This is a genomic window from Colwellia sp. C2M11 (assembly GCF_018860915.1).
In the GTDB taxonomy this organism is placed as follows: Bacteria; Pseudomonadota; Gammaproteobacteria; order Enterobacterales; family Alteromonadaceae; genus Colwellia.
The window spans coordinates 95,423-112,338 of sequence record NZ_JAHKQD010000004.1; the positions used below are offsets into that span (position 1 = coordinate 95,423).

Below are 16,916 nucleotides of genomic sequence, written 5' to 3' on the forward strand. Positions count from 1 at the left end.
CCCTTTTATTAAAGTTTGCTTACGTCTACCCAATAATCGTTTTTACGAATTAAGTCGATAAGTTGCTGATACTGACTACCTTCTTTAAAGGTTTGGTAAGGAGGAACGTCTTCACCTTCAATATCTTTAACCATTTCACGAATAAGGTAACGCCAGTTACGCTCGGTATCACCTTCAACATTAGGAATATCGGCAGCAATATCAGCAGGTAATGCTTGCTCTAGCCACTCTTTAGCATCGCCGCCATTGCTTTCACCATATAAGTAAAGTGGACCTGCACCGTAATGACCTTTAATGTAAATAGCGCCTTTACTACCATAAAATACGATATGATCTTCATTAAAACGAGGATGTAAACCGCCGTGCTTGAACATTACTGAAACCGGTTTTTTAGCAAACTCACTTTCTAATTGTGCTAACACGTTATAAGACCACTCAACGTTAGATTCGCCCCATTTTAATGACGGATCATTAATATCTTCAGGGATAAAGTCACGACGGGTTTTAAAGTTATGAACACCTTCTACAATTGGCGCTTTGCCTAAATCGTCACGCACTTCGCCCATAATTGATAAGATCTTCTCACCAACAACCGAAGTTACAATCGACATCATGTGCGTGAAGTTATTGTTTAAACGACCACCTCCATCTTCTTGACGATGTGACCAACCAAACGGAATATCACGCTCTAAATTAAAATGCGAAATACATTCAACTTCTAATGGCTCACCAATCGCGCCAGCAGCAACTAAACGTTTAGCGTGTAATATTTCAGGCATGTATCTAAAGCTTGAAGCAAAAGCTGTTTTTACTCCTTTAGCAACGGCTAATTCATGTAATTCTTTTGAAGTACTGCCATCGGCAGTTAATGGCTTATCTGAAAACACATGACAACCAAAAGCAATCGCTTGCTTAATAGGTTCAACGTGCGCACCACCCGGCGTGGCAATTGACACAACATCAGGCTTACAGTCTGTTAAGGCTTGTTGCCAGTCAGTACCTGCGTATGGAATTTCTATATCTTGAGCCACTTGTTTAACAACACTCTCTGTTCTACCGACTATGCCGACTATTTCTGCGCCAGCGTATCTAAATGCTTCAGCATGACCTTGTCCGGCAAAACCAGTACCGTGCACTAATACTTTTACTTTATTACTCATGATTTATTCCTAATACTTTAATATTTATAAAGAGATGTCTTTATTCTTTCTTTGTAGGGAATTATTTGAAAAAAAACATTCTAAATTTCTCTACTAATACAGTTGATTACCAGTTCCAAAGCGTACCGTCTTCTAATCGACTTACCGGTAAGTATGAACGTTTGTATGGATATTCTGCTGCCGCTTCTTCATCAAACTCCACCCCTAAACCAGGCGCTTCACTCATCATCCCCATACCATTTTCAACAGTGAACTTATGTTTAAAAATGCGATTTAAGCTTTCGTTACCAAAACCAACGAACTCTTGAATACCAAAATTAGGTGCCCAAATATTTAAATGCATATGAGCAGCAAAACATACGGGTGATAAGTCAGGTGCACCGTGTGGTGCCGTTTTAACGTTATAAACACTGGCAAAATCAGTAATTCTTTTAAGTGCGGTTATCCCGCCAGCATGAGTTGCGGCCACACGAATATAATCAATTAATTGATTTTGAATTAGATCTTTACAGTCCCAAATGGTGTTATACGTTTCACCAATAGCTAAAGGCGTTGTTGTGTGATGACGAACAATTTTATAACTTTCTTGGTTTTCAGCAATGGCGGCATCTTCAAGGAATAATAAATTATATGGCTCTAGTAATTTACCTAGTTTTGCGGCTTCAATAGGCGTTAAGCGACTATGCACATCATGGGTAAAATTAACCTCATAACCAAAGCGTTCACGCGCCTTTTTAAATAGCTCAACAATCGAATTAAAGTATTTAGCGGTTGACCATTCTTCCTCTGGTGGTAATGGGCGGCTACCTTGCAATTCAAAGTAATCCTTTTTATCCCCAAGTACACCATAAGTGACTTTTAAACCAGGGATAGCAGACTGTAAGCGAATAGCTTTAAAACCATTTTCAATATGCTCTTGTGCTTTATCTAGGGTATCGTCAATATTTTCGCCGTTAGCGTGCGCGTAAAAAGTAACGCCTTTACGACTTTTTCCGCCTAATAATTGATATACAGGTAAATTCGCGATTTTGCCTTTAATGTCCCAAAGCGCCATATCTATCGCGGCAATAGCCGCCATAGTGATTGGCCCTTTACGCCAATAAACACCTTTGTATAAATATTGCCAAATATCTTCAATTTCTTGTGGATCACGACCAATTAAACAAGGAACAACGTGTTCTTCTAAGTAGGCAACTACCGCCATTTCACGGCCATTTACTGTTGCATCGCCTAAGCCATAAGTACCTTCGTCAGTAATCACTTTCACTGTAACGAAGTTTCTTCCTGGACTACACACGAATACTTTTATTTCTTTAATTTTCATTGCTTTTCCTTATTTAGGTTATCAAACCAAAAGATAACTAAACCGATTTACTAAAACGATTATCTTACTGATGTGAAATCACTTGGTCAACTAAATTTCTAACTACTATTATTTCATATCACAACGATTTTAATTTCTCTCCTTGATGAGAGCCTTACGAAAAAACACAACAAGATAACTTTAAAACCTTACCCTGCTTCATCGTTGGTTTAACGCTTTTATATGACAAAGGTCTAAGTATTGAAATATTGACATTTGGTTATTTTATGTTAACTTTACCTTAGTAAATCGGTTTAGTAAAACGATTTGTTTTGTGGTTTTACATCTTGTAAGCGATTTATTTACATAAACAATAAATACAACATTACGTAGTAAAAGGGGAATTCATGAAAATTAAATTAAATAAAATAAGCTCTGTACTGCAAAACCGTAGCTCACATTCGGCACTATATTGTGCCGCTTTAGCCACATTATTGGCTGTACCTTCTGTTTCAGCACAAGAAGCTCAATCCGCACAAAATACACCGGAAGTTGAAGTAATAGAGGTTACGGGAATACGTAGCTCTCTTACTAGTGCACTTTTAGAGAAACGTGATGCAAATAACCTAGTTGAGGTAATTAAAGCCATAGACATTGGTAAATTACCCGACCAAAACCTTGCTGAGGTTTTAGAAAATGTGACTGGTATACAAATTACAAGAACAGCGGGTGTAGGTACAGGCGTACAAATTCGTGGCACTAACGCAAATAGAACAGAAATCAATGGTGTTTCTACCGTAGGCTCAGGTACTGGCCGAAGTGGTATCAACTTTGAAGATGTTTCCGCAGGTATTATCGCTGCTGTTGAAGTAACGAAAGCTTCTGAAGCAAAGACGATTGAAGGCTCTGTAGGCGGAACAATTAATTTAAAAACTATCCGCCCTCTTCAACTAAGCGACACATTAGCAACGATAAGAGTACAAGGTGAAAATAGTAGTTTATCAAGTGATAGCGGTTTAAAACCTAGACTATCGGGCACCTTTGGCGATAATTGGGATACTGATGCTGGTAAGTTTGGTATTGTTATCAGTGCCAATTATGCAGAACAAGAAGCGACTGCATTTCGTCCTAGATCAGATCGTGATAACTCTGTAGCATCCAATAGCGGTGTTGCTAGCGCTCAATCATTCGACTTCTTACCCATTCAATTTTTTGTTCAAGATTATGATAACTACGAATCTGAAACGATAAATATAGCCTCTTCATTAGAATGGGCGCCAAATGACAATACTAGACTCTATTTCGATGCTGTTATTAATGATCAAGAACGCCGCGAAGAAAGTTCAAGGGTTCAAGCGTCTGGTGTTAGTGATCTTATCAATGTTTCAATTCCTACTGAATTTGAAACCGTTAACTTTGGCACAATAGATGGTCAAGATCTTGGCTCTATACAAGCCGCAGTTCAAGGGGTAATTCCGGTTGAAGATGGCGGTGCCGATCCAAACCTTCGCTTTTCTGGTGATACAAACTCACGCCTAACAAAAAGCGAAATATTTAGAATTGGCGGAGAATGGCAAGGTGATAACCTTAAAGTCACTATCGAAGCTTCATCATCGAAATCGGATACAACTACACCTAGCTTTAACTCTACACTAAACTTCATTAACCCAAATGTTGCAACAAATGCTTCAAATGAAAACGGCACCCCTTTCCAATATGATTTAACCGGTGGATCATTAGCATTTGGCATAGCATCAGGCGAAGCAAATGCGCCAACGACGGCTCAATTGCTTGATCCAAGTAATACGGTACTACGCGATGTAGAAATAGGTAGAAGTACAGCTGATAATAGTGAAGACGCGTTTAGAATGGACTTTAGTTATTACTTAGACTCTGTAATAACCTCCGTAGATTTTGGTTATCGTTATAGTAAAACATCAAGCGTTCAAGATACCGTTATCAGTAGTATTGGTTTAAGAAACATGTCTGATAGCCCAACAGGTGATTTATTCGCAGGGCTTCTTATTCCTGGACCGACTAACTTTAACGATGCTGACGGAAGAGAGTTATATGTTCGTGATTATCTACAACTTGATCCCGAACTTGTCGCTGCTGATCAAGATGGTGCTTTAGCGGTATTACAAAATGCTATCGACACAATCGGAGGCTCAATCGCACTTGATGCACCAACATCAAGCTCAGACGGTTTCTTTGATATTGAAGAAGAAACTAACGCACTATATGCACAAGCAAATTTTGAATACGATATATTCCGAGGAAATTTCGGCCTACGTTATTTAACAACTGACGTTAAATCTATTGGTAATTCAACCACTACGGATGCGAATGGAAATGACTTAGTATCAAAAGTAACAACAACGGGTGATTATAACTTCTTATTACCTAGAATAAACCTAAGCGTAGACTTAACTGACGATATAGTTATACGTTCAGGTTGGGGTAAAGATATTCGACGTCCTGACTTTGACGACTTATCAACCTCATTTACCTTTGATACTAGCCCGAACCCTGCTGTCGCTATCGGTAATCCAAACTTGGTTCCTGAAGAAGTCACGTCATTTGATCTATCAGCCGAATGGTATTTTGCCGAAGCAAGTGTATTAAGTATTGGTATTTTTCATAAAAAACGTAGCAATCTTCATGTTAGCCAACAAGAGGATCCTTATGAAGATCCTGTTACAGGATATCGTGATATAACTAACCCATGTGAAGCTGGCGGTATCTTCAACCCAATAGCAGACATCAATGTATTTGGCCCTGATATTGGTGTTGGCGTATGTGTACCGTTTTCGACCACAATCAATGATACTGGTGAAACTACACAAAAAGGGATAGAAGTCGCCGTTCAGTATGATCTTTCTAGCTTCGAAGATGACTTAGGCTGGGCTTCTGGTTTTGGTGTTATTGCTAACTATACCAAACAAGAGTTTTCTGGTGGTGAAGCATTCGATACCGCAACAAGCCGTGCTAATGAAGTGTTCTCCTTAACAACAGGCATTGAAGATATTAATGTAACTCGTGTACAAGGACTGACCGATTTATCTGAAAATGCTTATAACTTCACACTGTATTATGAAAAATATGGCCTTTCAGCCAGAGCTCGTTATACATGGCGCGAAGCCTACCGATCTGAAGATTTTGGCAGTACTACTAGCTTCCCTTGGGGCTTCCCCGTTGTACAAGAAGATAGAGGACAACTTAATGCCAGTATTAGCTATGACATTAACGAACAACTTAATGTTGGTATTGAAGGTGTAAACTTAACTGAATCAGATATTACACAATCATGTGTGAATGAAGGCGGCTTACTTTGTTATCAAGGTTTAACAGAGCGTCGCATCACTGTAGGAGCCAGTTACAGATTTTAATGTGACAGTGTAAAGCAAAACGTTAAACGCTGTGGTTAGTGTCAATAGTACTAATCACAGCGTTTTTTATTAGTGAAATATAATAACTGACAATTTATACCAGATATCAATAGAATTTTATCCTTAGACGGCTATACAACAAGTAAATCAATTGATTACTCAATTAGTTAAATAAATATTTATACAGAACGTTAATCATAGACAATTTCAAATTAAAATAATTATGACAAATCTAGCAATAATACTATAGAGTTTTTCTACATATTATCGACAATAATGTTTGTGATGATTCATTCATTTCTTTGGTTCCCACTAAACCATATTCAGTAAACTCACTATGAATTGTGGTTGTATCATAATAAAATAAATTGACACCATGTTTGGTTGTAAATCTATTTTTACTGAGCTCAATTCCTTCACCATAAGTTGCAGTGTTCTTAGATATAGTGACAAACATCATGTAGCCATTAGGTTTAAGTTGCAGGTAACAATCCCGTATTAGTTTTTTACGCTCGTTCTCACCTAATAAATGTATTAGGGCGTAACAAAAAATACCATCGTATATTCTATTATCAAACGGCATATCAGTAACATTACCATGATATATTTTCATGGTATTACCATAATGTGCTTTTGCTATTTCAATAGCTGTTTGTGATATTTCAATTCCTGTAATATCAAATCCATCGTCATAAAATATTTTGGCATTTCTGCCATAACCAAATCCAGGGATTAAAAGGGTTTTTAAATCATTATTTTTAAACATCTCAAGTGCTGACTTAGCTGAATTAGTAGGCTCAAATCCCCACATAGCCTGTTTTTCTTTGAAGCTGTTTTCCCAAAATTCTGGAGTATCTTTGCGTCCCAACATATGCATTAGCCTTTTATGGTTAATACTAATTAAGTATTATAATAATTCCTGTATCAATTGATGATGTACGCCAACACCAGCCATGACACCAGAAGCGGAAGCAAAAGTAGCATTTTGCATTGGATTAACAATATCCCCGGCAGCAAATACTCCTTTAATCGAGGTTTGTTTGAAATCGTCAGTAATAACTATCTCTCCCATAGGACCTTGAGTAAATTCACAACCTAGTTGTTTAGGGATTGAACTAGCCATTTGTGTTTTTGGACCGACATATAAGCCTTTAACTTCAATAACTCGTCCATCAGCTAGCTTAACTGCAGATATATCTGTACCTTCACCTAAAACTTCAATAACAGGCGTATCTTCAAAACGAACGCCACGCTGCTGTAAAAATATTTTTTGTTCGGTATCGGGAAAATGTTCTCCTTGAGAGAAATAAGTAGTTACTCCCCAATCGGGAATCATACCAGCTTGATGTAGGGACATTGGGCCAGTGGCAATAACACCTAAAGAACGATTACGCAATTCATAACCATGACAATAAGGGCAGTGAACAACGGTTTCCCCCCAACGCGACTTTATCCCTTTGATATCAGGCAGTATGTCTTGTAAACCTGTAGCTAAAATTAGTTTTTTAGCACTTAATTGACTTTGATTACTTAGTTGAATAGTAAATCCATCACCTGTTTTTTCAACATTGATGGCCTCTGCGTCAATAATCGTTGCGGTGTCATATTCCAGTAATTGTTGCCATGTTTTTTGTTTTATAGCTTTTGGGGCTTGGCCATCAAGACCAAAAAAACCATGAGAGTATTTAGCAAAACGGTTTCTTGGTTTACCTGCATCAACAACTGTGACTTTACGTTGACCTCTTACTAATTGCATAGCCGCGGATAGACCAGCAAAACTGCCACCAATAATGATTACATCTTGTTGCATTTTTATTCCTCATGAATCCAACTCACGAAACATAATAAGTTACATGAATTATCAAAGTCAACACATGAAACATTAAAAGTTTCGTGATATAGTTTTTCTATTCATTCTGTAAATAAAAAACGAAGATTTTATGAGAAAAGACAGTCGATTATCACGCATGCTTCATATTCTAATCCATATGGATCATATGGAAGAAGCTGCGACCTCTGAACATATCGCCACTATGCTAAATACTAATCCAGTTGTAGTAAGGCGCACAATGGGCTGTCTACGTGAACAAGGCTATGTCACGTCTGTAAAAGGGCACGGTGGTGGTTGGCGTTTAAATGTAGCGCTAAAAGATATTACCTTACTTGATATTCACAATGCATTGGGCGAAAGTTCAGTATTTACTATCGGGTTAAGTGACGAATATACAGAATGCCCAATCGAAAAAGCGGTTAATAGGGAAATAGGTGACGCACTCAAGGCTTCGGAAGATTTTTTATTAACACGTTTTGGTGAAGTTACTTTAGATAAGTTAACTTTGGCTAAAGCATAAAATAATTTAACCGTTAATAGTTAGACAGTATAAGAACAATTATTGTGTTTTTCAAATCGTGCTAAGCAATCATGATATAAGTTTAAGGTAAGTTAGACACCCGCCTGAACATTTTAGCTTGGCATATACTTTTAAGTACCCCTTCTTTTATATTGAGAATTTTTTAAATTATATAGATTGATTGCGAATCACATTAAATCCGCAATCATTTTTGACAATTAACATTTCGTTTAACTGCAATAATTTTACCGCATATACATAAGAATTGAACAAACAATCAATATTCCAACTAGGTGATATGTTCCTGAAATCAATCAATAGAAAAGAGGACGAGGTATATTAGGATTAATCGCTATATTCACGGTATTCGCAACTAAATATTCATGTTTCTATTTAATTTAGGGAGCATTAAGATTTATACTAAAATAAACCTTAAGTTATAAAAAGTTAATTTATTTTATTATTAACGAGGCAAATTTGATCAAAAATATCGAAATAAGTCACCTAAGAATATTGGATGCATTATATCAATGTGGCTCTGTTTCTGGAGTTGCAGAACAACTTTCTATTTCTCAACAAGCTGTTAGTTCGCAGTTAAAAAATATAAGACATATGTTAGGTGATCAGGTTTTTGTTCGATCTGGTCATGGCATGATACCAACGTCATATGGATTACAGATCATGCCACATGTACAACAAGTATTGGTGCATTTGAATAATATTCCCATGTATGAAGAGACTCCCTTCAGCGAAATAGACCGTACATTTGTTATCTGTGCAACTGATTATGCCCAAGAAGTATTACTTCCACTTGCACTCAAAGCAATTAGAAAAAAAGCTCCAAAAATAAAAATAATTGTAACTAATATAGAAAGTGTAAATCTAACTAAAAAAATGCATCAAGGTTTGATAGATGTTGTTTTTACAACAAGTGGTTATGTACCTGATGGACTTCTTTCAGTAGGGTTATTTACTGAAAAGTACCGGTGTGTTTCAGCTAATAAAAATATCAATATTGATAATTTGGTAAGTCTTGAATCCTTAATTAAATTTGATTTTGTTATTACATCTCCTGGCACTGCTAGTTTTATTGGTTCCGCAGATACTTGGTTTCAACAGCAAGGTTTAATGAGGAATGTTGTCTTATCTGTCCCTTCATTTTTCATGGCTAAAAAATCTTTATTACACTCAGACATGGTAGCTTTTATCCCCTCAAGATTACTCCCTGTGCCAGGGGTATTTGAAATACCGCTTGAGAAATATCCGCCTGGATATGAAATGGTCGCAGCTTATCATCAAAACTCTTCAAGAGACCCCTTATTGAAATGGCTAATTGAATTGATTAAAGAAAATTTTATTTAAACGTTAATCAGCCTTAGCTTGTAACAATAACAAGTCTGAGTTGATCGGCTTAAACAGAGGTTATTGTTATCTTATGTCCTCGGTAATTCATCGAACAAAAGTTCGTAAACGGAGTTTAAGGTAATGACAATTAAAAGAATCAACCCACTTAGTATTTATGATGGCGCCCCTTCTGGTATGTCACAAGCGACTATTGATACGGATTTAGGTTTAGTTTTTATTTCGGGTCAAGTTGATTGGGAAAATAGCTTAACGGTAAATAAGGGGAATTTAGCTGGGCAGACTAGAATGGCCGCTCTACATTTGATTACTGTGTTAAAAGAAGCTGGATCTTCAGTCAGTAATATTCTTCAATTAAGAGTTTATGTAAGAGGTGAAGTCGAAGAGCAGTTAGAAACAATAATCCCTATTATCTCTGGGACATTAGGAGAGGCAAGGCCTGCTTTGACAGGGATTGGAGTCGCCTCCCTAGTTTCATCTGATACATTAATTGAAATCGAAGCCGTTGCTAAAGTAAAATAATCGCTCTCATATAGTATGGGGCTTATATAGTATGGAGCTTATAAGCCTTTTTTATTGCTCTAACGTTATTTTAGCGATGTAGTATATTGCTAGAGGTATTTTAAAAATGAATGGCATTGATTCTATAGAACAAAAAAACCTTTTTAAACAAGGGAAGGTAGAAGTTCCGTTCGAATTCAAGCATGTTATCTCTCATTTTTATTATGCTCAAAACAACTCTTTAAATACAATAAAAAGAACATTATTCCCTTCATTTCAAAGCTTATGTATTTTTAATTTTAAATCAAAACTGAGCTTTATTAACAAGAATAAATCACAAATCACGATAGATAAATATCTTCTTCTAGGCCCAGTCAAACAGGCTATTGATTACTTGATGCCGCCGAACTCAGAAATACTTGTTTTAAATTTTAAAGACGATGCTTTTTATCGGTTTTTTGGCGCATCAGCTGATGAAATCGACAGTGGTCATTGTGTTGCAAATAAATTCTATGAGCACTGTTTTACAGCCATTTGGCAAGAAATTGAAAAGCTAAAGTGTAATACAGAGCGAATTGACTTTATTTTAGATTTTTGTCGTCCGTACTTGTCAGCTCGCAATCAAGTCATTGAGCCTTTATTGAATGCTCGAAATAACACCGCAGATCCTATTAAAATGGCGGCTGATTTTTTACAGAAATCAGTTCGTCATATACAAGTGCATCACAAAAAATACTTTGGTTTTACGGCGAAAGAACTACATCGTTACCAACGTTTTTTAAAAACGACCCACTACCTTGATAAATTGCTGCACAACAACTCACCTCTTGACTGGTTACCCATTGCTCTGAGTTGCGGCTATTACGATCAAAGTCATTTTATTCGTGATTTTAAGTATTATCTTAACTGTACTCCCTCCCAATACATATCCTCTCGTAATTCTATATGTACTTAAACGATTTCGTTTTCTTACAATATTTATTTGTTGCTAGGTTTTATAGTGCCAACACTAATTAACAACAATGGAGTTAGTGATGAAACACTTAATAATCTTTGCACACCCCAATCAAAGTAGTTTAAATAATTCATTAAAAGATATGCTCGAAACTTATTTAAAAAAACAACAACAAGAGGTTATAGTCAGAGATTTATATCAATTAGGCTTCGATCCTGTTTTATCCTTGGTTGATATGGCTGGGCAGCGTGAAGGTCGAGTTTCCACTGATGTAGCTATAGAGCAGCATTTTATTAGTTGGGCTGAATGCATCACTTTTATTCATCCTATCTGGTGGACTGGTTTACCAGCGATATTAAAAGGTTACATTGATAGGGTGTTTAGTTATGGATTCGCTTATAGTTATCTTAATGGTATTCAACAAGGTTTACTCTCTGGTAAGCAGGTTGTGGTGATTAATACCCAAGGAAAATCATTCAGTGAATACCAAAGCAGTGGCATGCAAAGCGCACTTTCATTAACGTCTGATAAAGGTATTTATAGCTACTCTGGCTTAGCCATTAAGCAGCATCTTTATTTAGAAAATGCAGACCGAGCAAGTAAAGAAGATGTGATTCATTTTAAAGAAAAGATTAAAGCTTGTTTTTAGAAAAGGTATTATCCCGCGCCTTAATTTGTTTGGAACCGTTATTTATAAGTTAAATTGACGTTTCATATGTAAATAAGTCCTTAAGTTGGAAAAAGAAGCTGTACTTAGTAAGTAATGCTTAAAAGTTAAAATTTCGATTGAATATTTATTGAAAGTTTACTTTCTAAACGCTTTTATATCTCTTCTTGGTGAAGCCCCGAATAAGCGAGTATATTCTCGGCTAAATTGTGAAGGGCTTTCATAACCAACCATATAAGCTGTCTTTGTTGCATTAGTATTATGAGAAATCATTATTTGGCGAGCCTCGGTTAAACGTAATTGCTTTAAATACTGTAAAGGACTTAACCCCGTTACTTTCTTAAATTGATTGTAGAAATTAGAGGTACTCATATTAATCATTGCTGCTAATTCATCAATGCTCCTTGGTTTCGCAATATCTAATTTCATTATCTCAATGACTTTAGCCACCCGATACATATTACTTCCATGCAAGGATGTTTGAATGATTGAAGAGCCATGAGGGGTGTTTAAAAGACGATAATATATTTCTAGAAAGTAAACTCCTGATAAATAAGGGATATCTTTAGGTGCGTCTAACAACTTCATCAATCGAAGAATAGGCTCACCCAATACCTCATCCATATTCCCAACAAAAATCCCTTTTCCGGTTTTATGAGAGGCTTTAAGATTCAACTCTGCGACAAGCTTTGCCATTGTTTTCATATCAATATCAATTTGAATACATAAATAAGGCTTGTCCTTATTTGCACTCGTCACTTCACCTATCAATGGTAAATCAACTGAAACAACTAAATATTTACTATTAGTATATTGAAACACTTCTCCGTTCAGTGAAACCTGTTTGCACCCTTGAACAACAACATAAATAGAAGGCCGATAGATGACAGGTAACCTAACGTTTAATGAGGACATTTTATAAAAATGTAAGCCCTCAATCTTAGTTGCATGAATACCATCACATAAAGAGTATCGGTCAATGATACTTTTCATTTCATTTATTACGTTATCATCCATTTTCAACACACCGCTACATTTTATATATAAATTTACATGATTAAAAATATCAATTGCAAATTTAATCACATCCTCTAGAGGATTAGGCAAGTTTATAATGGCATTGTGTATTAGCAGAAAATCGTTGTAGTTGTAATATAACAACTCTTATTAATCATCAGGAAATTCATTATGTGTGATAAAAAATCTGTCGCAATTATTACTGGTTCTTCTAGAGGAATAGGCGCAGCTATTGCTATTCGCTTGGCTTCTGACGGTTTTTCGGTCGTCGTTAATTTTGCCAATAATGAAAAAGAAGCATTAAAAATTGTACATAAAATCGAGCAGTTAGGCGGTAGCGCTGTAGCTATTCAAGCAGATGTATCTAATGCAAAAGAGGTCGCTCACCTTTTTGAGGAAACAGAGGCTATATATGGCCAACCTGACGTATTGATTAATTCAGCAGGGATAATGTATTTATCACCTATCGCCGAATATAGTGATGAACTTTTTGATAAAACAGTTGCCGTTAACCTTAAAGGTACATTTAATACATTACGCGAGGCTTCAAATAAGCTAAAAGATGGTGGTCGAATTGTTAATTTATCAACATCAGTTATTGGTCTTAATTTACCCACCTATTCAGTTTATGCCGCAACTAAAGCAGCAGTAGAAACAATGACTGCAATCCTTTCAAAAGAAATGCGTGGTCGTTCAATTACTGTTAATTCGGTGGCTCCTGGTCCGACAGCAACAGCATTGTTTTTGGATGGAAAATCAAATGAACAAATTGAAGCTCTTGCTAAAATGAATCCATTAGAGCGTTTAGCTGAACCTACCGATATTGCGAATACTGTTTCTTTTCTAGTCAGCTATCAAGGGGGGTGGCTTAATGGTCAAACTTTACGAGCTAATGGCGGAATGGTCTAAGAGAGGTTTGTCATGAATAAACAAAATAACTCTATACAATCAATAATGCGCCACGTTAATTATACGACGATAGCCGCTTTAATAGCAGCAATAGCGGCAGCAGGAGTTGATGATTTACAGTTACCTATATGGGCTATGTTTATTGGCTGGATTGCATTTTTTACCCGAGGGGTAAATATAAACCATACTATTACTAATTTAGTTTGTGTTTGGCTAGGTATTACTATCGGTATGATTGCAGGAATAGTTTTAAAAATAATTGGTCCTGTATTAGGTGCGGGTGCATTACCCATCGTAGTTTTTGTTGTAGGGATGTTAGTAGTATCACTACGAAGTGCTCCTAAAATAAACAACCTATTGTGCTATTTCTTGGGATTAGTTTCATTTTTTGCTTCGCATTATACACCATCAATTGACAATTTTTTAGCGTTAGCAGCTGCTGTGACTATTGGTTCCTTTGCTGGGTTAACCTCTTCATTACTACAAAATATTATATTGTTTAAAACTAAAGGTTGATAGTTTAGAGATGCAAAAGGCAGCATTTACGCTGAGTTCTATGCGTTAAGTTTCTAATCATATTTATAAGGTAATTAGATTGTTTTTATCTGATAGTATTAGTTTATCTATCAACTAATATTATCAGAATGCTTATCAATAATTTATCAGTAAGCTTTATTGTGGAAATCTTTATTGATAATTAGGTGGTTCAGCATTTAACGAGCTTCTAACCTAGCCTCGATCCGGCTTCTTGGTATAAATTGCCCCTTTATCGTCAAAACTGTCATTGAGAGAATCATCAAGCATGGTTGTATTCTGACAAACTAATGACAAACCGAAACTAACATTAATCATAGTGTTAATTTCGGTTTGATGAAGCCTATGAATGCTTTAACCCTTTCAGATGCTGCTGACGATTTATAAAATACAGCATTCACCAACTCGCGATCAGTACCCTGAACTCTATATGAGTCTATCAATGACATCAGTTTACCTGATTCGAGATCCTGATTAACCATAAAGCCAGATAAGCACGTTATACCACTTCCCGATAAAGCTAATTGACGGATGGTCTCTCCATTGCTTGCCGTTATTGTTGGTATAATTATATCTCCCCCTCTAATCGGCCATTTATTAAGTGTTTTGATATTTGAAAAACCGATTAAGGTGTGATTTTTCAAATCTGTTGGTGTTTTAGGTAAGCCGTTTTGTGCAATATATTGCGGAGATGCCACAATAAAAAGTGAGCTTTTTCCTAAAGTTTTAGCATGCAATGTTGAGTCATCTAACTTCCCTATTCTAATTGCTACATCGGTACGTTTTTCAATTAAATCGACGATTCCTTCATTAGAATTAAGTTCAATTTCAATACTAGGGTAAGCTTTTTTAAAAGCATTTATATGAGGTACTATTTGATGAAATATAAATGGACTAGCAGCATCAATACGTAACTTTCCTTGAAGGATCTCTCCTTGTACGGTTATATCTGCTTCTGCATTTTGAATGTGCTGAAGACCAATACTTACTGCATCAACAAATTTTTTACCTTCATCTGTCAGCATAACTCGTCTAGTGGTGCGAATTAAAATAGTTGCGCCAAGCTCTTTTTCAATTTTCGTTACCGAGCGTGATATACGAGCAACTTGAATATTCAATGCGTCAGCGGCAGCAGAGAATCCGCCAAACTCAACAACGGCTAATAAAAGCTCTAAATCATCTGATCTTGTTTTTAAATTCAAATTAACCTCATTTATTACAATAGTATTTTGTAAATAACACTGTTTATTGCAACAGTTTATCAGGTAATAATTACACCAACAAATAGAAGTAAGGGTTTCTTTAACTCCCTAACTTCATACCACTGTATTCATTAAACTTGGAGATTATGATGCCACTAGCATTACTTGCATTAGCCCTCAGCGCTTTTGCGATAGGAACAACCGAATTTGTGATTGTTGGATTACTACCAACAATGGCACAAGACCTTAGTATATCAATCCCTTCAGCAGGCTTATTGGTTAGCCTATACGCATTAGGTGTAGCGATAGGTGCTCCTGTTTTAACTGCTTTTACAAGTAAGTGGAATAGAAAAAACGTCTTATTATCGGTTATGGGGTTATTTGTTATTGGAAACTTAGTCGCTTGGCAAGCACCTAGTTTTGAGGCATTGATAATAGCGAGAATACTAACAGGTTTGGCGCATGGCGTATTTTTCTCTATAGGCTCTACCATTGCTACAAGTTTAGTGCCGAAAGAAAAAGGAGCAAGTGCTATTGCTATTATGTTTACAGGCTTAACTGTTGCTTTAGTAACAGGGGTTCCATTAGGTACATATATCGGTCAAGTTTTTGGTTGGGAAGCTACCTTTTTAACGGTATCTATTTTAGGTTTATTAGCCATGATTGGCAGCGCTATACTCGTTCCGAGCAATTTAAAGCAAGCTAAACCCACTAATCTTGCTGCACAGGTTAAAGTGTTAACACATCCAAGGTTACTATTAGTTTATGCGATCACAGCGATTGGTTATGGCGGAACTTTTATTGCTTTTACTTATTTAGCACCCATTCTGAATGAAGTGACAGGCTTTGAATCTAGTTCGGTAGGTTTAATACTTTTAGTGTACGGAATTTCCGTTGCTGTCGGAAACATATGGGGTGGAAAAATGGCTGATAATCTTGGTCCTATTAAAGCATTAACGATTATTTTTTCAGGACTTGCAGGGATATTATTAGTATTAAACTTTACCGCTTATAACCCGGTTGCAGCTGTGATAACTATTTTAGTGTGGGGAGCATTTGCTTTTGGCAACGTACCAGGCTTGCAAGTTTATATTGTGAAACTAGCTGAAAAATACACACCTGATGCGGTAGATGTTGCATCAGGTCTAAACATCGCAGCTTTTAATGTAGGCATTGCAATAGGAGCATGGGGAGGCGGTATCATTGTTAAAGAGCATGGTTTAATGAATACTCCTTGGGTTGGCGCTGTTGTTGTTTTAATTGCACTTATTCTCACTCGATATAGTGGAATGCTAGATCGAAAGGGACAAGCTCAGAAATTAGTTAAAACCATAGCCTAAACTTGAAGCTCTGCTTTGATATCTCAAAGCAGAGCTTATGACATCATAACTACCTATAAACATTTACGACTGTTCAAGCTCAAAATTAACATATAGTAGTTTAGGGGCTACGGCTGCAATGAGCTCAACTTATTAGGCCACCCATAATAACGTGGATGAAATTCAATCCATAAACTAAGCTTAATTTACCTTGATTAAGTTTGGTAATTATTATGCCTAAGCCACG

15 protein-coding genes are annotated in these 16,916 nt (G+C 36.4%); 9 read left to right on the top strand and 6 right to left on the bottom strand.

The genetic code is table 11. From position 1 onward, the window contains the following. Nucleotides 1-8: 8 nt before the first annotated feature. Together KO509_RS01195 and manD are read right to left on the bottom strand one after the other, a co-directional pair. A complete protein-coding gene (locus KO509_RS01195) occupies nucleotides 9-1,160 on the bottom strand; it encodes a Gfo/Idh/MocA family oxidoreductase (protein WP_215971457.1) in 1,152 nt (383 codons plus the stop codon). A gap of 106 nt (nucleotides 1,161-1,266) precedes the next feature. Then, nucleotides 1,267-2,484 (bottom strand): D-mannonate dehydratase ManD, encoded by a 1,218-nt coding sequence (gene manD / locus KO509_RS01200; RefSeq protein WP_215971458.1) that lies wholly within the window; start codon nucleotides 2,482-2,484, stop codon nucleotides 1,267-1,269. A 386-nt stretch (nucleotides 2,485-2,870) separates the two neighbouring features. Between manD and KO509_RS01205 the strand changes: the two genes are divergently transcribed. Then, the gene (locus tag KO509_RS01205) at nucleotides 2,871-5,852 is read left to right on the top strand and encodes a TonB-dependent receptor (RefSeq protein WP_215971459.1); all 2,982 of its coding nucleotides are present in this window, start codon (nucleotides 2,871-2,873) and stop codon (nucleotides 5,850-5,852) included. 244 nt (nucleotides 5,853-6,096) lie between these two features. On the opposite strand, the gene KO509_RS01210 is transcribed toward KO509_RS01205, so the two are convergent. After that, complete coding sequence (locus KO509_RS01210; protein ID WP_215971460.1) at nucleotides 6,097-6,723, bottom strand: class I SAM-dependent methyltransferase; 627 nt, start codon at nucleotides 6,721-6,723, stop codon at nucleotides 6,097-6,099. 36 nt (nucleotides 6,724-6,759) lie between these two features. After that, entirely contained in the window at nucleotides 6,760-7,662 is a 903-nt protein-coding gene (locus KO509_RS01215) for an NAD(P)/FAD-dependent oxidoreductase (RefSeq protein WP_215971461.1), read from the bottom strand. A 130-nt stretch (nucleotides 7,663-7,792) separates the two neighbouring features. Here KO509_RS01215 and KO509_RS01220 point away from each other — a divergent pair, with 130 nt between their 5' ends. The 5 genes from KO509_RS01220 (at nucleotide 7,793) to KO509_RS01240 (ending at nucleotide 11,670) form a co-directional block, all read left to right on the top strand. Then, nucleotides 7,793-8,203 (top strand): Rrf2 family transcriptional regulator, encoded by a 411-nt coding sequence (locus KO509_RS01220; protein WP_215971462.1) that lies wholly within the window; start codon nucleotides 7,793-7,795, stop codon nucleotides 8,201-8,203. A 477-nt stretch (nucleotides 8,204-8,680) separates the two neighbouring features. Further along, nucleotides 8,681-9,565, top strand: a complete 885-nt coding sequence (locus KO509_RS01225; RefSeq protein ID WP_215971463.1) for a LysR family transcriptional regulator — start codon at nucleotides 8,681-8,683, stop codon at nucleotides 9,563-9,565. A gap of 123 nt (nucleotides 9,566-9,688) precedes the next feature. Then, nucleotides 9,689-10,087 carry a RidA family protein gene (locus tag KO509_RS01230; RefSeq protein WP_215971464.1) on the top strand — a complete coding sequence of 133 codons (399 nt, stop codon included), beginning with the start codon at nucleotides 9,689-9,691 and terminating at the stop codon, nucleotides 10,085-10,087. 106 nt (nucleotides 10,088-10,193) lie between these two features. Beyond that, nucleotides 10,194-11,021: a helix-turn-helix domain-containing protein gene (locus KO509_RS01235; protein ID WP_215971465.1), complete on the top strand. Its 828-nt coding sequence runs from the start codon at nucleotides 10,194-10,196 to the stop codon at nucleotides 11,019-11,021. A gap of 79 nt (nucleotides 11,022-11,100) precedes the next feature. Next, nucleotides 11,101-11,670, top strand: a complete 570-nt coding sequence (locus KO509_RS01240) for an NAD(P)H-dependent oxidoreductase (protein ID WP_215971466.1) — start codon at nucleotides 11,101-11,103, stop codon at nucleotides 11,668-11,670. A 156-nt stretch (nucleotides 11,671-11,826) separates the two neighbouring features. Here the strand turns inward: KO509_RS01240 and KO509_RS01245 are convergent, their stop codons facing one another. Continuing rightward, nucleotides 11,827-12,705: an AraC family transcriptional regulator gene (locus KO509_RS01245; RefSeq protein WP_215971467.1), complete on the bottom strand. Its 879-nt coding sequence runs from the start codon at nucleotides 12,703-12,705 to the stop codon at nucleotides 11,827-11,829. A 171-nt stretch (nucleotides 12,706-12,876) separates the two neighbouring features. Here KO509_RS01245 and KO509_RS01250 point away from each other — a divergent pair, with 171 nt between their 5' ends. Both KO509_RS01250 and KO509_RS01255 read left to right on the top strand, forming a co-directional pair. Then, nucleotides 12,877-13,614, top strand: coding sequence for an SDR family oxidoreductase (locus KO509_RS01250; RefSeq protein ID WP_215971468.1), 738 nt, complete (start codon nucleotides 12,877-12,879; stop codon nucleotides 13,612-13,614). A gap of 12 nt (nucleotides 13,615-13,626) precedes the next feature. Then, on the top strand, nucleotides 13,627-14,130 hold the full coding sequence (locus KO509_RS01255; protein WP_215971469.1) for a DUF1097 domain-containing protein: 504 nt from the start codon (nucleotides 13,627-13,629) through the stop codon (nucleotides 14,128-14,130). Nucleotides 14,131-14,462: 332 nt separating this feature from the next. Here the strand turns inward: KO509_RS01255 and KO509_RS01260 are convergent, their stop codons facing one another. Further along, a complete protein-coding gene (locus tag KO509_RS01260; protein ID WP_215971470.1) occupies nucleotides 14,463-15,350 on the bottom strand; it encodes a LysR family transcriptional regulator in 888 nt (295 codons plus the stop codon). Between the two features lie 149 nt (nucleotides 15,351-15,499). On the opposite strand from KO509_RS01260, the gene KO509_RS01265 reads away from it, so the two are divergent. Further along, a complete protein-coding gene (locus KO509_RS01265) occupies nucleotides 15,500-16,690 on the top strand; it encodes an MFS transporter (RefSeq protein WP_215971471.1) in 1,191 nt (396 codons plus the stop codon). Nucleotides 16,691-16,916: the final 226 nt, after the last annotated feature.

Excerpts from the sequence above, each read along its gene's own strand:
- KO509_RS01220 (WP_215971462.1), top strand. The coding sequence starts at position 7,793 with ATGAGAAAAGACAGTCGATTATCACGCATGCTTCATATTCTAATCCAT.
- KO509_RS01215 (WP_215971461.1), bottom strand. The coding sequence starts at position 7,662 with ATGCAACAAGATGTAATCATTATTGGTGGCAGTTTTGCTGGTCTATCC.
- KO509_RS01205 (WP_215971459.1), top strand. The coding sequence starts at position 2,871 with ATGAAAATTAAATTAAATAAAATAAGCTCTGTACTGCAAAACCGTAGC.
- manD (WP_215971458.1), bottom strand. The coding sequence starts at position 2,484 with ATGAAAATTAAAGAAATAAAAGTATTCGTGTGTAGTCCAGGAAGAAAC.
- KO509_RS01250 (WP_215971468.1), top strand. The coding sequence starts at position 12,877 with ATGTGTGATAAAAAATCTGTCGCAATTATTACTGGTTCTTCTAGAGGA.
- KO509_RS01230 (WP_215971464.1), top strand. The coding sequence starts at position 9,689 with ATGACAATTAAAAGAATCAACCCACTTAGTATTTATGATGGCGCCCCT.
- KO509_RS01195 (WP_215971457.1), bottom strand. The coding sequence starts at position 1,160 with ATGAGTAATAAAGTAAAAGTATTAGTGCACGGTACTGGTTTTGCCGGA.
- KO509_RS01210 (WP_215971460.1), bottom strand. The coding sequence starts at position 6,723 with ATGTTGGGACGCAAAGATACTCCAGAATTTTGGGAAAACAGCTTCAAA.
- KO509_RS01240 (WP_215971466.1), top strand. The coding sequence starts at position 11,101 with ATGAAACACTTAATAATCTTTGCACACCCCAATCAAAGTAGTTTAAAT.
- KO509_RS01255 (WP_215971469.1), top strand. The coding sequence starts at position 13,627 with ATGAATAAACAAAATAACTCTATACAATCAATAATGCGCCACGTTAAT.
- KO509_RS01235 (WP_215971465.1), top strand. The coding sequence starts at position 10,194 with ATGAATGGCATTGATTCTATAGAACAAAAAAACCTTTTTAAACAAGGG.
- KO509_RS01245 (WP_215971467.1), bottom strand. The coding sequence starts at position 12,705 with ATGGATGATAACGTAATAAATGAAATGAAAAGTATCATTGACCGATAC.
- KO509_RS01265 (WP_215971471.1), top strand. The coding sequence starts at position 15,500 with ATGCCACTAGCATTACTTGCATTAGCCCTCAGCGCTTTTGCGATAGGA.